Genomic DNA, 15,072 nt, shown 5'->3' on the forward strand with positions numbered 1-15,072 from the left:
GCATGTTGACGTCTGCAACACAGGCGCAAAGTTAGAAAAAGGAGAGTAGACCAAATGATGAAATCCGGAAATACTTTCGGCCTCCCAGCTTTACTCTTATGCAGTGCGTTAGGTATCTCAGCCTTTGCCCAGTCGAGCACTCCAGCATCACAGACTCCGGACTCCGCAGCAGGCAGTTCCACCTCGGGCGCAATGAATCCCGATGACAAGTCCACCTACGCTACCGGCAAGCCCCTGGCCGATCAGTCGAAGGAAGGCTTCTGGGGTCATATGAACCCCTTTGCCCGCAAGAAGTGGGTAAACCGGCAGACTGCGCCGATCAAGGGTCAGGTCAATGAGCTTGACCAGCTTCAGTCCAAAAACGCCAACGACATCAAAGATGTAGACTCCCGCTCACAAGCTGGTATCAAGAACGCAATGGGCGCGGCTAATACCGCCGACCAGCACGCTCAAGATGCGGCAAATCGCGCCAACTCTGCCCAGACCCTCGCAGGCAGCGCAAGCAGCCGTACCGACGCTCTCGGCAACACGGTTGGAAATCTCGATCAATACCAGACCGTCTCTTCCACCTCGGTGAAGTTTGCCTCAGGTCGCACGGCTCTCGGACCGACAGGTAAGTCTGACCTCGACAACTTGGCCACCACCCTCGCCGGTGAGAAGGGCTACATCATCGAGGTGCAGGGATATAGCAAGGCTGGCGTCCAGACCTCACAGGCGATGGCCGACTCTGTCGTCCGCTATCTCGTCACCGAGCATCAGGTTCCAGTCTACCGGATCTACAAGACTGGCCTTGGCAAGAACACTGCCAAGCTCGCAGATGGCGAGCAGGCAGTCGTGAATGGTGTTCGCGTCACGCTGCTCCACAACAGTCTGGCGTCGATGAGTTCTGATTCGGCATCCAGCGCAACAGCAACGCCAAAGACCTCCAACGCGGGAGTAAGCTCGCCGCAAGAGGTGAATCAGTAGCCCTCCCCCAGGACGGTGCAGACAGCCGCACCGTCCGCAAGTTTGCCGAGATAGCGACCTAGAGCGCACTCGCAAAAACCTCTCCTAACCAGAGAGAACCAAGGCAGATTGGCCCCTCACTGAGGGGCCGCTTTTTTTAACGCGCTAATGTCCTGCCGGACGGGCTCCCTACGCGGGAAGCGGTCACTTCGTGACGCGTCTACCGGTCTTGACGACACGGCAGCATAGGTCCTCCCGCTGGTCGGAAGCAAAAAATGCCGACCAACGGAAGGCCCTCCGTCCTTAACCCACCCAGACAAGGTATACAAGTCACGAAGTGACCGCTTCCCGCGTAGGGAGCCCGTCCGGCAGGACACATGCTTCTAGCGAACGGCTGCGTGCACAGCCAGCAACTGCTCCAGCACAGCCTTCAAATGGTTCAGGTGAAGCGCATTGGCTCCATCCGACTTCGCCTCCGCTGGATTGTCATGTACCTCAAGAAAGACGCCGTCCACTCCGGCAGCGACCGCCGCACGAGCCAGCACAGGGATGAACTCCGGCTGTCCCCCGCTCACACCATTGCCCGCTGAGGGTGTCTGAACCGAGTGCGTGCCATCGAAGACCACCGGGGCAAACCCACGCATCACTGGCAGCGAGCGCATATCCACCACCAGGTTGTTGTATCCGAAGCTCGCGCCGCGCTCCGTCAGCGAGACGCGATCGTTTCCGCTCTCGCGAATCTTCTCCACGGCATGCCGCATGTCCCACGGAGCAACGAACTGACCCTTTTTCACGTTGATCGCACCGCCAGTCTTCTTCGTTGCCTCGGCTGCAGCGATCAGCAGATCTGTCTGTCGGCAGAGAAACGCGGGAATCTGCAGCACATCCACGGCTTCGGCAACGGCGTCGCAGTCAACCGCGGTATGAACATCGGTCAATACAGGAAGACCCGTGCTTTCGCCGACTGCGCGAAGAATGCGGCAGCCCTCCACCAGTCCGGGGCCGCGAAAGCTCTTGATCGAGGTGCGATTGGCCTTATCGTAGCTGGCCTTGAAGATGTAAGGAACGCTAAGGTCGGAGGTGACGCGCTGAATCGCATCGGCCATCCTGCGCGCATGGCTCTCGGACTCGATCACACACGGTCCAGCGATGAGAAAAAGCTTGCCCCGGCCTACCGGAACTTGATGAGGTGCACTGCCAATGTCGAAGGAATGAGTCACAACGTTTATTTGACCATAGCCCATGACCCCGCGTCTGAACCTGAGATCGTGTCGCTCAGTTTTTCAGTGACCGGCCCAGTCCGGAGAGCACCAGCGTCATGAACGAAAGTCCGCGGCGGCTGTCTTCACTCGTAGCCCGACTGGCAAGCTGCCACAGGCTCGGCGCCTCTCGCTCCGCCTGATGCTCCTTGGTCGCATGAGCCATCACCTTCGAGAGCTGATCCAGCACCTCCGGATCGAGTTCGGTAAGTATCTTCGCGGCGGTCAAAAGATTACGGATCGCCGCAATCCCTTCCGGCTGCGCCGCATACTTCGACAACGTGTTGAAGATCGTATCCTTCGCGCCGATCGCGCCATGCAGCAGGCTTAGCAGGCCCTTCCGGTGTGCCTCTTCGAGCACATCGTAGGCCAGCAGCAGCGCCTCGGCATGCTCCTCTGGAGCCTTCTCAAGCTTGCGGGCGAGATCCGCCTTGAAGTCGACAGTGATCGGTTTGAAAGCAATTGGCTTGGCCATAGCAGCTCCTGAAGTCGAAAAAGAGGTCGAAAAACTAAACAGTAGTGGAAGTAATCTGAACGAGCTTGTCGGCGGCAGCGGTTCCCGGCAGGTGGTAGTCCTTGCGCGCCCACTTGCGTTCAATCTCGAGACCGGGCTGAGGCGTTCGCGTGCCATAGCGGAAGTTTCGGCGCGGCAAAGGATTCTCCCCCTGCTCAGGCAGCACCGTCATGCTCACCGCCGTCTCCTTGAAGGCAGGCGTATGCGTCGCGCGATCAGTAAAGCTGCTGGTCAGTCTGTTCACCGGCTCCTCCACCGAGTTCAGCGTCATGTAGAGTTGCTTGCCCTTCACGCGCTCCGACACCAGCACCTGCACCCGAGCCTTGCCGTGCGGCGAGGTCACCTGCACAAATCGGCCTGTCGTCACGCCGCGCTCCGCCGCCAACTCCGGCGAAACTTCAATCCAGCTGTTCGGTGTAATCTCCCTGATCCCGGGGGTGCGGTAAGTCATGCTGCCCTGCTCGAAGTGCTCCAGCAATCGGCCATTGTTGAGGTGCAGATCGTAGACCGAGCTCGTCTCCTCCGAGGGCGGAATGTACTCGATCGGGAAAAATCGCGCCTTTTTGTCAGGGAAAGGAAAGCCCTCAGTAAACAAGAGCGGCGAGTCGGTTCCGTCTGCGTGTACCGGCCACTGCTGGCTGTCGAAGCCCTCCAGCCGCGTGTAACTCACGCCGGCAAACAGCGGAGTCAGACGCGCCACCTCATCCATAATCTCGGAGGGATGTTTGTAGTTCCAATTGCCGCCCATGCGGTTCGCGATCAGCTGAATAATCTCCCAATCGGCCTTCGACTCGCCCAGCGGCTCCATCGCCTTGTAGATGCGTTGAATGCGACGCTCCGTACTGGTGAAGGTCCCGTCCTTCTCGAGCGAGGTCGCTGCGGGCAGGATCAGGTCCGCAAAGCGGCAAGTCTCTGAGAAGTTAATGTCCTGGACGATCAGAAACTCGAGCTTCTCCAACGCGCTCCCGACAAAGTTCGCATTCGAGTCCGAAGTGATCGTGTCCTCGCCCTTGATATATAGCGATTTCAACGTCCCGGCCAGAATTGCCTCAATCATCTGGTGATTGTCTTTGCCCGTCGTTGTCGGCAGCGTAACGCCCCAGTCTGCTTCGAACTTCGCGCGAACCTCCGGGTCGTCCACATGCTGGTATCCGCTGAAGACATTCGGCATCGAGCCATAGTCGCTCGCTCCCTGCACATTATTGTGGCCGCGCAACGGATAAGCACCCGCCCCAGGCCGCATGTAGTTGCCAGTGACCAGCAGCAGATTCGAGATCGCCGTCGCGGTGTCCGACCCACCACAATGTTGCGTCACGCCCATCGCAAACAGGATGCACGTTCCATCCGCCGCCGCAATCTCATGCGCTACCGTGGTCAATGTTGCAGCGGGAACGCCGGTAATCTTCTCGGCATATTCCAATGTGAATGGCTCAAGCGACTTCTTGAACTCGTCAAAGTGGTTCACCCACTTGTTGACGAAGTCCATCTTCGCCAAGCCACTGTCGATGATGTACTTCGACACCGCGCACATCCACACTGCGTCCGTCGAAGGGTTCGGCCGGAAGAAGATGTCCGCGCGTTCGGCCATCTCGTGCTTGCGCAGGTCGGCGACGATCAGCCGTTGCCCACGATGCTTATGCGACCGCTTTACACGCGTGCAGAGCACCGGATGATTCTCCGCGGGATTCGCCCCAACGATCAACACCAACCCGGCTTTTTCGATATCCGCAATCGAACCCGAGTCGCCGCCATAACCCACAGTGCGCTGCAGCCCCATCGTCGCAGGGTTCTGGCAGTAGCGAGCGCAGTTGTCGATGTTGTTGGTCCCGATCACCGCGCGCGCCAGCTTCTGCATCACGAAGCTCTCTTCATTGGTGCACTTGGATGAGGCGATAAACGCCAGCGCATCCGCCCCGTGCTCGTTCTTGATCCGCTTGAACGTGTGCTCGATAATGTCGAGCGCCTCGCTCCACTCGATCTCGCGAAAGCTCTCTCCATCGCGCAGCAGCGGCTTCACCAGCCGATCGTCGGCGTTGATATGGCCCCACGCAAACTTGCCCTTCACACAGGTAGAGATTCCATTCGCCGGTCCATGCGTCGGCTCTATCTTCAGAATGTGACGTTCCTTCGTCCACACCTCAAAGCTGCATCCCACCGCGCAGTAGGTACACACAGTCTTGGTGCGTTTCGTGCGCTCGTTGCGCATCTCCGACTCCATCTCGGAGAGCGATAGGATCGGGCCATACCCAATCGGCGGCTCGACCCCCTTCACCACGTCGATCATGTTGTTCAGCGTCGCCGCCGGCAGGTCGGTCAGGTAACCCGCCTCGCCCAGCATCGACTTCTCCATCAACGCGTTGCAGGGACAGACTGTGACGCAGTGTCCGCACGAGACGCAGCTGGAACCTTCGATCTGCGTTCCGCCATCCCACAGTACACGAGGGTTGGCACTCTCCCAGTCGATTGAAAGCGTCTCATTCACCTGCACGTTCTGGCACGACTCCACGCAACGCCCGCACAGAATGCACTGGTCCGGGTCGTAGCGGTAGAACGGGTTCGACATATCTTTCTCATACGGCTTCCCTCTGTACTCGCGGTGCTGGTGCTTCACATCGAGAACCGCCGTCGTATTGTGGATCGTGCAGTTCTGATTGTTGTTGTCGCACACCGTGCAGTACAGCATGTGGTTCTCGAGGATGCGGTCGAAGGCCTCGCGCTGCGCAATATCGACCGTCTCGCCTGCGGTCTCCACCTTCATCCCTGCGACGACTCTGGTCGAGCACGCCCGAGCCAGCTCGCCATTCACCTTCATCAGGCAGGTATCGCAGCTCTCGATCGGCCCCATCTGCTTCATATAACAAACCTGCGGCACAGGCTTCTGCGCGTTCACCGCGGTACGCCGATTCAGAAGGTCGATCAACAGCTCCCCGGAGCGGCCAGGTACCTGCAGTCCATCAATGGTCAACTGTGTATTCGGAGTATGCTCGGCGGGGGTATTCAACAGCGATTTCGTAGTTGCCATAAGCCCTCTAAGATGCAAAGCAGAGTAGCAGGCGATGCTCGGTCTGACCACTCCCATCTCTCACCACATTACACCTAACGCACACTGACAAAATCGTGACAAAAAAGTGCACCCGTCGAGCCTCCGCGACGCATCCAAGGCTCTCAACCAAAGAAGCGGATCGCAGACTGTTGTTTAGTCAGGCAACATCACGAGGGCTCACCCCACCGCTCCCTCACCAACGCCAACCCCTCTTCGGTGGTCATCACGACGCCCTCAAGCTGAGCATCTTCCGCAGCCTCGAGCATCTCCTTGAACTGCGGGCTCGGGCGATATCCCGCAGCAATCAGATCCCGCCCAGTGACCAGCAGCTTCGGCCGCATCTCTTCGACCGGGGCCGCTTCATAGCGTTCCTTCGCGAAGTCGTACAGCCGCAAATCCCCATGCGCCGACATGCAATCCATCCAGTGCAGCCCAAGGTGTTCATCGAACTTCGGCAGCCGAAGAAACCGTTTCAGCGTCGATTCGCGCATCTGCAGAATATCTCCAAAGCGCATATGGTTCTTCACTAGCGCCACGATCTGTTCGGTCTCCTCATTCGAAAATCGCAGCCGCGCAAGAATCGTCTCGGCGATGCGAACTCCCACCTCAACATGCCCATCGAAGCGGATGCGGTCCCCCGGCTTCTTAGGATTAGGCGGACGAAACGTAGCAGGCTTGCCTATGTCGTGCAGAAGTGCGCCCCAGGCTAGCGTCGGCGACACGCCCGGCGTCAGTTTCTCCAGCAGCAGCATCGTGTGAACCCATACATCGCCCTCCGGATGAAACTGCGGCGGCTGCTGCACCCCGCGCATCTTCACCGCCTCCGGCAGAATATGCTGCAACAGTCCGAACTCGTACAGCATCTCGAACGCCCGCCGCGCATGTCCCTCCGTCAACATCAGCGTCAACTCATCGCGAATCCGCTCCAGGCTGACCTGCATGATCTCTCCTGACAGCTCCTTGATCGCCGCAGCCGTCGCAGAGTCGACTTCGAACTCCAGCCGAGCCGCAAACCGCACCGCCCGCAGCATCCGCAGCTTGTCTTCAGCAAACCGATCCTTCGCGACGCCAATCGTCCGCACCTGATGCTTCGTCAGGTCCTCACGTCCACCCACAAAATCGAGAATCGCCTCTTCGCCGGGCCCAACCAGCGGATCGAACAGCATTCCATTGATCGTGAAGTCGCGCCGCTGAACATCCTCACGCGGGTCCGTCGAAAAACGCACCGCATCCGGCCTTCGACCATCGCTGTAAGCCCCATCATGCCGAAATGTAGCGACCTCGGTAGCAATCTCACTGCCATCTTCATCCGGCGAGCAAACCAGCACCACGCCAAAGTGCGCCCCCACGGAATACGTCTTCGCAAACATCCCCATCACCACATCCGGCGTCGCGCTGGTCGCCACATCGAAGTCCTTCGCCTCAACGCCAAGCAGCAGGTCGCGCACGCATCCGCCAGCAAAGTAAGCCGTATATCCCGCATCGCGCAGAGACATCACGATCCCTCGCGCCGCCCTGTACCTCGCGTTATCGCCCCAATGCTCGCTCATGCTTCCCCTATGCTCGCCTTTGCTTCCCATATCATAGAGAGATGCGCGAAAGCCCCCACGGTGGCCAGACGAACGGCCAAACAACTGGCGAAAGGACAGTCCTCGGCACAGGCCTCGGCACTGGCCTCATCCTCGGCATCGAAAGCTCCTGCGACGAGACTGCGGCCGCCGTGGTCCGCGCCGGCAGCGAAGCCCTGTCCAACGTCGTCGCCTCGCAGATATCGCTCCACGCAAACTACGGCGGCGTCGTCCCCGAGCTTGCCTCCCGCGAACATCTCCGCAACATAGTTCCCGTTGTCCGCGAAGCCATAGCCCGCGCCAGCGTTGCGGCCGGCCATCCAATCACCTTCGCCGACCTGGACGCCGTAGCCGTCACCGCCGGCCCAGGCCTCGCCGGAGCGCTCCTCGTCGGCATCACTTACGCGAAGGCCCTGACCTTCGGCCTCGACAAGCCACTCATCTCCGTCAACCATCTCGAAGGCCACATCCACGCCGTCCTTATGGAGACGCGCCAGCGAAGCGAGATCCCCATGGAACTTCCCTTACTCGCGCTCGTCGTCTCCGGTGGCCACACGCACCTCTATCTCGCCACGCACGAGCAGGGAAGCGAAACGTGGACTTACCACAACGTAGGCCGCACCGTAGACGACGCCGCCGGCGAAGCCTACGACAAGGTTGCCAAGCTCCTCGGCCTCGGCTACCCGGGCGGCCCCTGGATCGACGCTCTCGCCCCACACGGCAATCCACGCGCCGTCCCCTTCAACTTCGGCGAGATCAAACATCGCGCCCCGCGCCCCGGAGTTACCAACAAAAAAGCCCCCGCCAGCAACGCAGGCCCGCACTTCGACTTCTCCTTTAGCGGCATCAAAACCGCAGTCCTTCGCTACGTCGAAACCCACAACATGCGCGACAGCATTGAAGTCCGCCGAACCACCCTCGCAGCCAATCCCACGCTAACGCCTAAGTCCGAAGCCATAGTAAACCTCTGCGACCAGCAGACCCTCGACCTCATCGCCTCCTTCCAGTACGCCGTCGTCGGCAACCTCCAACGCCAGGCGTTTTCAGCTGCTGAATCTTTGGGGGCGCGATCGATCGTCGTCTCCGGCGGAGTCGCCGCCAACAGCGAACTGCGCCGCCGCCTCCAGGCCGAAGCCGACCGCCGCAACCTCCCTATCGCCTTCCCGTCTCTGGCCCTCTCCACCGACAACGCCGCCATGATCGCCGCCGCCGCCTGGCCAAAGCTGGTCGCCCGAGACTTTGCCACCGAAGACCTCGGCGCAGCCCCTCAGCTCCGCCTCGGCCAGCAGTAACCCAACCCGGCACAATTTGCCCCGCGATATCAGCTAAAATCATCAGGGAATCTCAAGCGAGAGCAGTCTGCACCGCGCCACGAGCCGGCTGCGGCAGGATACTAGAGCAACGTGGCAACCATAGAACTCTTCAACACCCTCGGCGGAAAGATCGAAACCCTCGCCCCCGTCGACCAAAAAGCTCTGCGAATGTACTGCTGCGGCCCCACCGTCTACGACTACGGCCACATCGGCAACTTCCGCACCTTCCTCCACGTAGACGTCCTGCGCCGCGTCATTCGCCAGCAGGGTATCCCCGTCGAGCACGTCATGAACATCACCGACGTAGACGACAAGATCATCCGCAACGCCGCAGCCGCCGGCGTCCCCATCGCCCAGTACACCAAGAAGTTCGAGGATGCGTTCTTCGAGGACCTCGACGCCCTCGGCATCCAGCGCCCCGAGCACATCTCCCACGCCACCGCCTGCATTCCCGACATGGTGGGTCTCATCGAGCAGCTCGCCGCCAAAGACATCGCCTATCAGGCCGAAGACGGCAGCTGGTACTTCCGCATCGCCCGCTTCCCGGACTACGGCAAGCTCTCCAAAAAAGACTTTGACGGTATCGAAGACGGAGCCCGCGTCGACATCGACGAGTACGAGAAAGACGCAGCCCGCGACTTTGCCCTCTGGAAGGCAGTAAAACCCGCCATCAACGGAATCCAGGAACAATCCTGGGACACAGCCCTCGGCATCGGCCGCCCCGGCTGGCACATCGAATGCTCCGCCATGGCCACCAAGTTCCTCGGCGACAACATCGACCTCCACACCGGCGGCGAAGACCTCATGTTCCCGCACCACGAGAACGAGATTGCCCAGTCCGAATCCGCCTCCGGCAAACCCTTCGTCCGCCACTGGATGCACGTCCGCTTCCTGCTCGTCGAAGGCAAGAAGATGTCCAAGTCCGAGGGCAACTTCTACACTCTGCGCGACCTGCTCCTCAAAGGCTACCGCGCCTCTGCCATCCGCTTCCTTCTCATCTCCGTGCCCTACCGCCACCAGATGAACTTCACCTTCGACAGCCTCATCGAATCGACCAACGCCATCGACCGCCTGCGCACCTTCCACCAGCGCATGGTGAAGGGCGGCTTCCCACAGGGATGCGATCAGGCCCTCTCGCTGCTCACCGACGAGGCAAGGATGGCCTACACCATCGCCCTCGCGAACGACCTCAATACCGCCGAAGCCCGCGCCGCCATCTTCGACCTCGTTCGTGCAGCCAACACGGCCGCGGACAATGGAACGCTGCGCAACGAAAATGCGACAGAGATCATTCAGCTCCTTGAACTCTTCGACGGAGTCTTCGCCGTCCTCGAAGACCGCGACGCCGCCATCACTCGCGCCGCGCTCACCTGGGCCGAAGCCGAGGGTCGCATCGACGAGGCCGCTCCTGAGCTCGTCGCCACTCTGGCCTTCTCCGACGCCGCCATCGACGCCCTCGTCGCCGAACGCACTCAGGCCAAAAAGACCCGTAACTTCGCCCGCGCCGACGCCATCCGCAACGACCTGCTCCAAAAGGGCATCCTAATTGAAGACTCCAAAGATGGCGTTCGCTGGAAGAGAAAGTAAACTCGCTGCAACAGAAATAAACCCGCCGGAGCGGAATCGATGACCTTCGCACCCCGCACCTTCGCCACATTCGTCCTCGCCGCTCTGTCAGTCGCTGCGGCCGCACAAGCCCCTGCGCCCGGCACAACCGAGTGGGAGAACGAAGCTCTCAAGCTGCGCCTCTTCTATCCCTCCGACCTCGTCAAGGCGGATCCCGAAAAAGTCCTTCACGACGGCCACCTCACCCTCTTCAACGTCGACAACCCAAAACTCGCCGCCGAGACCCACTGCCTGCGCCCGGCACTCCTGCTCGAACTCCCCCAGTCCGGCCCCGCGCAAACCACAAGCACTCAACCCACCGCGGACGGCGGCACGCAGGTCACCATCACGCCCGCCATCACCGCGACCATCCTGCTAGCCGAACTCGACGTCGACTGCGTCAACGCCGAGCACGAGAGCAGCAGCACCACCCTGCTCGGCGACCTCGCCGAGATCGTCACCAAGGTCCCCGGCATGAAGGCGATCGTGAAACCCTCCTGGTACAACGTCGGCTGGCAGAAGGTCCACATGGCCGCCGCGCAAGGCCCAGCGCAAGGTCCAGCGCAGCCGCAGGCCCCAACCACCGACTCCGCAAACCAGCCCACTGTTCCGCAGTCGCTCTACACCATGGGCCTCTCCACAAACTGGAACAGCCATCTCCTCGTCTGGTACTTCTCTTCGAACAACATCGACACACTCAATCGCATCACCAAGACCACCGTCCGCTTCGGCCGCGCCGAGGCTGCGCCGCTCTATCCAGTTCCCATGGGCACCGCTGCCCCCTAGCTTTCTTTAACCCGAACACGCCGAGACCAATGACCAAAGATCTTCTCCCCATCGAAGCCATCGTCAAAAAACTCAATCTGCCCGAGAAGTACGTCGAACGCCTCGGCCGCTACGGTGCAAAGCTCACGCTCGATCTCCTCGACGACCCCGCCTTCCCCGTACGCGGCAAGTTCATCCTTGTCACTGCGACCACACCCACGCTCTCAGGCGAAGGCAAGACCGTCACCTCCATCGGTCTCGTGCAGGGTCTCGAAAAGATCGGCAAGAAAGCCATCATCACCTCGCGCGAACCCTCCCTCGGTCCCGTCTTCGGCATGAAGGGTGGAGCAGCAGGCGGCGGCCGCTCGCAGGTGGAGCCAGCCGAAAAGATCAATCTCCACTTCCACGGCGACTTCCACGCCATCACCTCCGCGCACAATCTCCTCGCGGCGCTCATCGACTCGCACCTCTTCCACGGCAACGATCTCGACCTCGATCCCGATGCCATCACCTGGCCGCGCACGCTCGATATGAACGACCGGGCCCTTCGCCACATCATCGTGCAGGCAGGCGGAAAGCGCGACGGAGCCAACCGTCACACCGGCTTTCTCATCACCGCCGCCAGCGAGATCATGGCCATCATGACGCTGGCCTCCAGCCGAGAAGATCTCCGCACCCGTCTCGGCCGTATCGTCATCGGCGCCACTCGCTCCGGCAAACCCGTCCTCGCCGAAGACCTTAAAGCCACAGGCCCCATGATGGCGCTCCTCAACGAAGCCATCCTGCCGAACCTCGTCCAGACCACCGAAGGGACGCCTGCCCTCGTGCATTGCGGCCCCTTCGCCAATATCGCTCACGGCACCAGCTCCGTCCTCTCCCAGCAGATGGGTCTCCGCCTCGCAGACTACGTCGTCAACGAAACCGGCTTCGCCTCTGACCTCGGCTTCGAAAAGTACATGGACATTGTCATGCCGTCGTCCGGCATCAAGCCCTCCGCCGCCGTTCTGGTCACCACGGTGCAGTCGGTTCGCAACCAGGGCGCAGGCGACCTCGAAGCCGGCTTCGAAAACTTGAAGAAACACATCGCCATCGTGCGCGGCTTCAACCTCCCCGCCATCGTAGCTATCAACCGATTCCCAAACGACACCGACGAAGAGTTGAAGTTCCTCGAGAAATACTGCGAGGCGCAGGGCGCAGCCTTCGCGCTTTCGGAAGCCTTCACCAAAGGCGGACCCGGAGCCGCCGCCCTCGCCGAGAAGGTTGTCAGCGTCATCGCTGCAAACCCCAACGTCTCGCCAACCAGCACCTACACGTCTAACGCCTCACCGCTCGAGAAGATCACCGCCGTCGCGCAAAAAGTGTACGGCGCAGCGAATGTAGAACTCTCGTCCCAAGCCGAGGAAAAACTCGCCCGCTTCACAAAGTGGGGTTACGGCGCGCTTCCCGTCTGCATCGCCAAGACGCAGTACTCCCTCACCGACGACCCAAAACTGATGGGGGCCCCCACCGGCTGGACCCTCCACATCTCCGACGTCGTTCTCTCCGCAGGCGCAGGCTTTCTCGTCGTCATCTCCGGCTCCATGATGCTGATGCCTGGCCTGCCCAAATCCTCCCGCGCGATGGACATCAACGTCGATGCAGCAGGTGAGATCACTGGCATGTCCTAACTCTCATGGAATCCAGTTCGGTCCAATAAACTCCCGCAGCTTTTCTGGCGTAGCCCACGGCGCCGCACCAGCAAACCGCTTCAACCACGCTGCGCCCTCGCCAATCCTCACGCGATCCGGAGTAAATTCAGGCGAAAGTGTATTCACCATCAGCGCGTATCTCGCTCCATCGTGTAGCCGCAACGCCTTCCAGCAACCACCCGGCACAGCAACCACCGGCCTCTGTCCTGCCGCATAATCAAACCCTAATGTCACCTTCTCGACCTGCCCATTCGGATGAAAGATGAAGTAGTCCACTGGACCTCCCTCCACCAGAATGTGGGTATCATCCGGCTCCAGCCAATGCAGATAATTGATCGGCTTCTCCCGCGTAAGCATGTAGTAGTTCTGGCTCTGTACCGCAAGCATGCGACCGCCGATATTCACTCTCAGCGCTGAAACGCCGATGATCCCGAGATACCCCGACTCCTTCGGCAGCAGCGACAACTTCAGCGTGCGAATCAACTCCTTCGCCCGCGCATCGGTCGCGGCAGGAGTCGCAGCCTGCAATACGCCCATCCCCGCCACACATATCGCCGCGAGTAAAAATCGCCTCATGCCCGCAGACTAGCAGACGCGAACCAGCGCACTAAGCCTCCAGCCCAGCGGCGACATCCTCGTCCACCGCGGTCGCCGCGCCACTCTTCATCTTCGAGCTGGTCACCAGAAACACCGCCACCAGGATCGCCGCCATCCCTACATACTCCACCGCAACAAAACGCTCTTTCAGCAGGATCACCCCAAGAATCACCGCGATCACCGGATTCACATATGCATAAGTCGCCACCTTCGATACCGCAACGTGATCCAGCAGGTAGACATAAGCGCTGTAAGTAAGAATCGATCCGAACGCCACCAGATAGAGCGTCGAAGCCCAGGCCTGCAACCCCCACTGCGCCCCGTGGTATCCCTTCGTCGCCACCATCATCAGCGCGTTGAACACGCCGCCAAACAGCATCTCCCACCCCGCCGCCGCGAACCCGCTAATCCGAAACGTCGACCGACGCGAGATCACCGACGCGCTCGTCCAGCACATCGCTCCCCCCAGCGTCACTCCCGCTGCGACGATCTGCCGCGAATCGCCACGCAACCCCTCCCGCAACCCGGGCCACAACAGAAACACAATGCCCGCGAACCCGATGCAGATCCCAACCCACCCCTTCGCTCTCAACCCTTCACCCCTGGGCAACACAATCTCGATCAGCGCCGCATACAAAGGGACTACCGCCACCAACAGCGCCGCCAGCCCCGTCGGAAGATACTGCTCCGCCCAGATCACCGACGTATTCCCACACCCCAGCATCAGCACACCGATGATGACCAGCCGCACTAACTCCTGCCGGTTCGGCCACATCTTCTTCTTCAGCACAGCCGCCGCCCCCAGCATCAGCACACCCGCCATCAGAAAGCGCACGCTCCCCAGCACAAACGGCGGCAGCACCTCCACCCCATACCGCATCGCCAGATACGTCGATCCCCAGAAGAGATACACGCACGCAAAGCACAGCAGAATCCGCGTTCGATTTGGCGCAGAATTGACGGGCATTCCTCAATGGTATCGCGCCTTTGCCACGAGCCTCCGCGCCTGCAGGCAAAGCTCTCCCGGTGCTACGATAAGGAGATGGTGCTTCGTCCGGCTGCCTCATTTCTCCTTCTTCTCGTCTGTGTCTCTGCACTCGCTCAAACGCCCGACCAGGGCTCCGCTCAGCCCAACTCCAACCTGCCGCGGAGCTTCCACGATCAGGATCTGAGCATCACCTACTTCTATCCCGGCCGCTTCGTTCCCGACCCCGCGAGCGTCGGCGAGAGAACCGTCCCAGCATCCTCCAGCTCAACCACCACCGCGACGCCGAAGTGTGCCCACTCCACCTTCTTCGCCAACTCGGTCACCCCAATCGACACCTCCTCCTTCGTCCTCTCCACCATCGACAACGCCTGCCCCAACGTCCTGCGCGGCGCTACCACCCTGGGCCCCTTCATCCGCGAGCAGATCATCCGCCAGCTCAAACAGTACGGTGAACCCACCGTTACCCAGGAAGCCACCCGCTACTCCATCGATGGCCATCCCGCAGCCATCGTTCTGGCCTCAGTCCCCATGCCGGCCACGCCCGGCAAAGTCCCACAGACCACCTACGCCGCGAAGGCCTGCTTCCTCGGCAACATCCCCGTCAAGGCGAAGAAGAAGTCCGACCCGGTCGATCCCACCCGTCACGTTCTCTGCTTCGACTTCACCACCTTGCACAACGACCTCTACCATCTCCTGTTTGCCTTCAGCCTGCAGTTCGACAACGACACGCCCCAGCCTCTGGTCCCCGGCAGTGTCATCCGTTAGAGCTCATGCATGGTGTTGAGCA

The 15,072-nt window shown here is 60.6% G+C and carries 12 protein-coding genes; 6 read left to right on the top strand and 6 right to left on the bottom strand.

What is annotated here, in order from left to right:
- Window positions 1-54 precede the first annotated feature (54 nt).
- Window positions 55-966, top strand: a complete 912-nt coding sequence (locus RBB75_RS10670; protein ID WP_179636572.1) for an OmpA family protein — start codon at window positions 55-57, stop codon at window positions 964-966.
- Window positions 967-1,328: 362 nt separating this feature from the next.
- Here RBB75_RS10670 and kdsA read toward each other — a convergent pair whose 3' ends face one another.
- The 4 genes from kdsA to RBB75_RS10690 form a co-directional block, all read right to left on the bottom strand.
- Window positions 1,329-2,189, bottom strand: coding sequence for a 3-deoxy-8-phosphooctulonate synthase (gene kdsA, locus RBB75_RS10675; protein ID WP_434557130.1), 861 nt, complete (start codon window positions 2,187-2,189; stop codon window positions 1,329-1,331).
- A gap of 31 nt (window positions 2,190-2,220) precedes the next feature.
- Window positions 2,221-2,679, bottom strand: coding sequence for a DUF1641 domain-containing protein (locus tag RBB75_RS10680; RefSeq protein ID WP_179636574.1), 459 nt, complete (start codon window positions 2,677-2,679; stop codon window positions 2,221-2,223).
- Window positions 2,680-2,713: 34 nt separating this feature from the next.
- Window positions 2,714-5,740: a formate dehydrogenase subunit alpha gene (fdhF, locus tag RBB75_RS10685; protein ID WP_179636575.1), complete on the bottom strand. Its 3,027-nt coding sequence runs from the start codon at window positions 5,738-5,740 to the stop codon at window positions 2,714-2,716.
- Window positions 5,741-5,928: 188 nt separating this feature from the next.
- Window positions 5,929-7,311 (bottom strand): CCA tRNA nucleotidyltransferase, encoded by a 1,383-nt coding sequence (locus tag RBB75_RS10690; RefSeq protein ID WP_179636576.1) that lies wholly within the window; start codon window positions 7,309-7,311, stop codon window positions 5,929-5,931.
- A 41-nt stretch (window positions 7,312-7,352) separates the two neighbouring features.
- Here RBB75_RS10690 and tsaD point away from each other — a divergent pair, with 41 nt between their 5' ends.
- The 4 genes from tsaD to RBB75_RS10710 all read left to right on the top strand — a co-directional run bounded on the left by tsaD (window position 7,353) and on the right by RBB75_RS10710 (window position 12,679).
- On the top strand, window positions 7,353-8,621 hold the full coding sequence (gene tsaD / locus RBB75_RS10695) for a tRNA (adenosine(37)-N6)-threonylcarbamoyltransferase complex transferase subunit TsaD (RefSeq protein WP_179636577.1): 1,269 nt from the start codon (window positions 7,353-7,355) through the stop codon (window positions 8,619-8,621).
- A gap of 111 nt (window positions 8,622-8,732) precedes the next feature.
- A complete protein-coding gene (gene cysS, locus RBB75_RS10700) occupies window positions 8,733-10,229 on the top strand; it encodes a cysteine--tRNA ligase (RefSeq protein WP_179636578.1) in 1,497 nt (498 codons plus the stop codon).
- 39 nt (window positions 10,230-10,268) lie between these two features.
- Window positions 10,269-11,033: a hypothetical protein gene (locus RBB75_RS10705; RefSeq protein ID WP_179636579.1), complete on the top strand. Its 765-nt coding sequence runs from the start codon at window positions 10,269-10,271 to the stop codon at window positions 11,031-11,033.
- Between the two features lie 29 nt (window positions 11,034-11,062).
- Entirely contained in the window at window positions 11,063-12,679 is a 1,617-nt protein-coding gene (locus tag RBB75_RS10710) for a formate--tetrahydrofolate ligase (protein ID WP_179636580.1), read from the top strand.
- 3 nt (window positions 12,680-12,682) lie between these two features.
- On the opposite strand, the gene RBB75_RS10715 is transcribed toward RBB75_RS10710, so the two are convergent.
- Window positions 12,683-13,276 (bottom strand): cupin domain-containing protein, encoded by a 594-nt coding sequence (locus RBB75_RS10715; protein ID WP_179636581.1) that lies wholly within the window; start codon window positions 13,274-13,276, stop codon window positions 12,683-12,685.
- Window positions 13,277-13,307: 31 nt separating this feature from the next.
- On the bottom strand, window positions 13,308-14,264 hold the full coding sequence (locus tag RBB75_RS10720; RefSeq protein ID WP_353068077.1) for an EamA family transporter: 957 nt from the start codon (window positions 14,262-14,264) through the stop codon (window positions 13,308-13,310).
- Window positions 14,265-14,270: 6 nt separating this feature from the next.
- Here RBB75_RS10720 and RBB75_RS10725 point away from each other — a divergent pair, with 6 nt between their 5' ends.
- Entirely contained in the window at window positions 14,271-15,050 is a 780-nt protein-coding gene (locus RBB75_RS10725; protein ID WP_353068078.1) for a hypothetical protein, read from the top strand.
- The last annotated feature ends 22 nt before the right edge of the window (window positions 15,051-15,072 follow it).

It is taken from the genome of Tunturibacter empetritectus, from assembly GCF_040358985.1.
GTDB lineage: Bacteria > Acidobacteriota > Terriglobia > Terriglobales > Acidobacteriaceae > Edaphobacter > Edaphobacter empetritectus.

Coding starts and splice junctions, on each gene's coding strand:
- kdsA (WP_434557130.1), bottom strand. CDS start 2,189: ATGGGCTATGGTCAAATAAACGTTGTGACTCATTCCTTCGACATTGGC.
- RBB75_RS10720 (WP_353068077.1), bottom strand. CDS start 14,264: ATGCCCGTCAATTCTGCGCCAAATCGAACGCGGATTCTGCTGTGCTTT.
- RBB75_RS10705 (WP_179636579.1), top strand. CDS start 10,269: ATGACCTTCGCACCCCGCACCTTCGCCACATTCGTCCTCGCCGCTCTG.
- RBB75_RS10690 (WP_179636576.1), bottom strand. CDS start 7,311: ATGAGCGAGCATTGGGGCGATAACGCGAGGTACAGGGCGGCGCGAGGG.
- RBB75_RS10710 (WP_179636580.1), top strand. CDS start 11,063: ATGACCAAAGATCTTCTCCCCATCGAAGCCATCGTCAAAAAACTCAAT.
- RBB75_RS10670 (WP_179636572.1), top strand. CDS start 55: ATGATGAAATCCGGAAATACTTTCGGCCTCCCAGCTTTACTCTTATGC.
- RBB75_RS10680 (WP_179636574.1), bottom strand. CDS start 2,679: ATGGCCAAGCCAATTGCTTTCAAACCGATCACTGTCGACTTCAAGGCG.
- tsaD (WP_179636577.1), top strand. CDS start 7,353: ATGCGCGAAAGCCCCCACGGTGGCCAGACGAACGGCCAAACAACTGGC.
- fdhF (WP_179636575.1), bottom strand. CDS start 5,740: ATGGCAACTACGAAATCGCTGTTGAATACCCCCGCCGAGCATACTCCG.
- RBB75_RS10715 (WP_179636581.1), bottom strand. CDS start 13,276: ATGAGGCGATTTTTACTCGCGGCGATATGTGTGGCGGGGATGGGCGTA.
- RBB75_RS10725 (WP_353068078.1), top strand. CDS start 14,271: ATGGTATCGCGCCTTTGCCACGAGCCTCCGCGCCTGCAGGCAAAGCTC.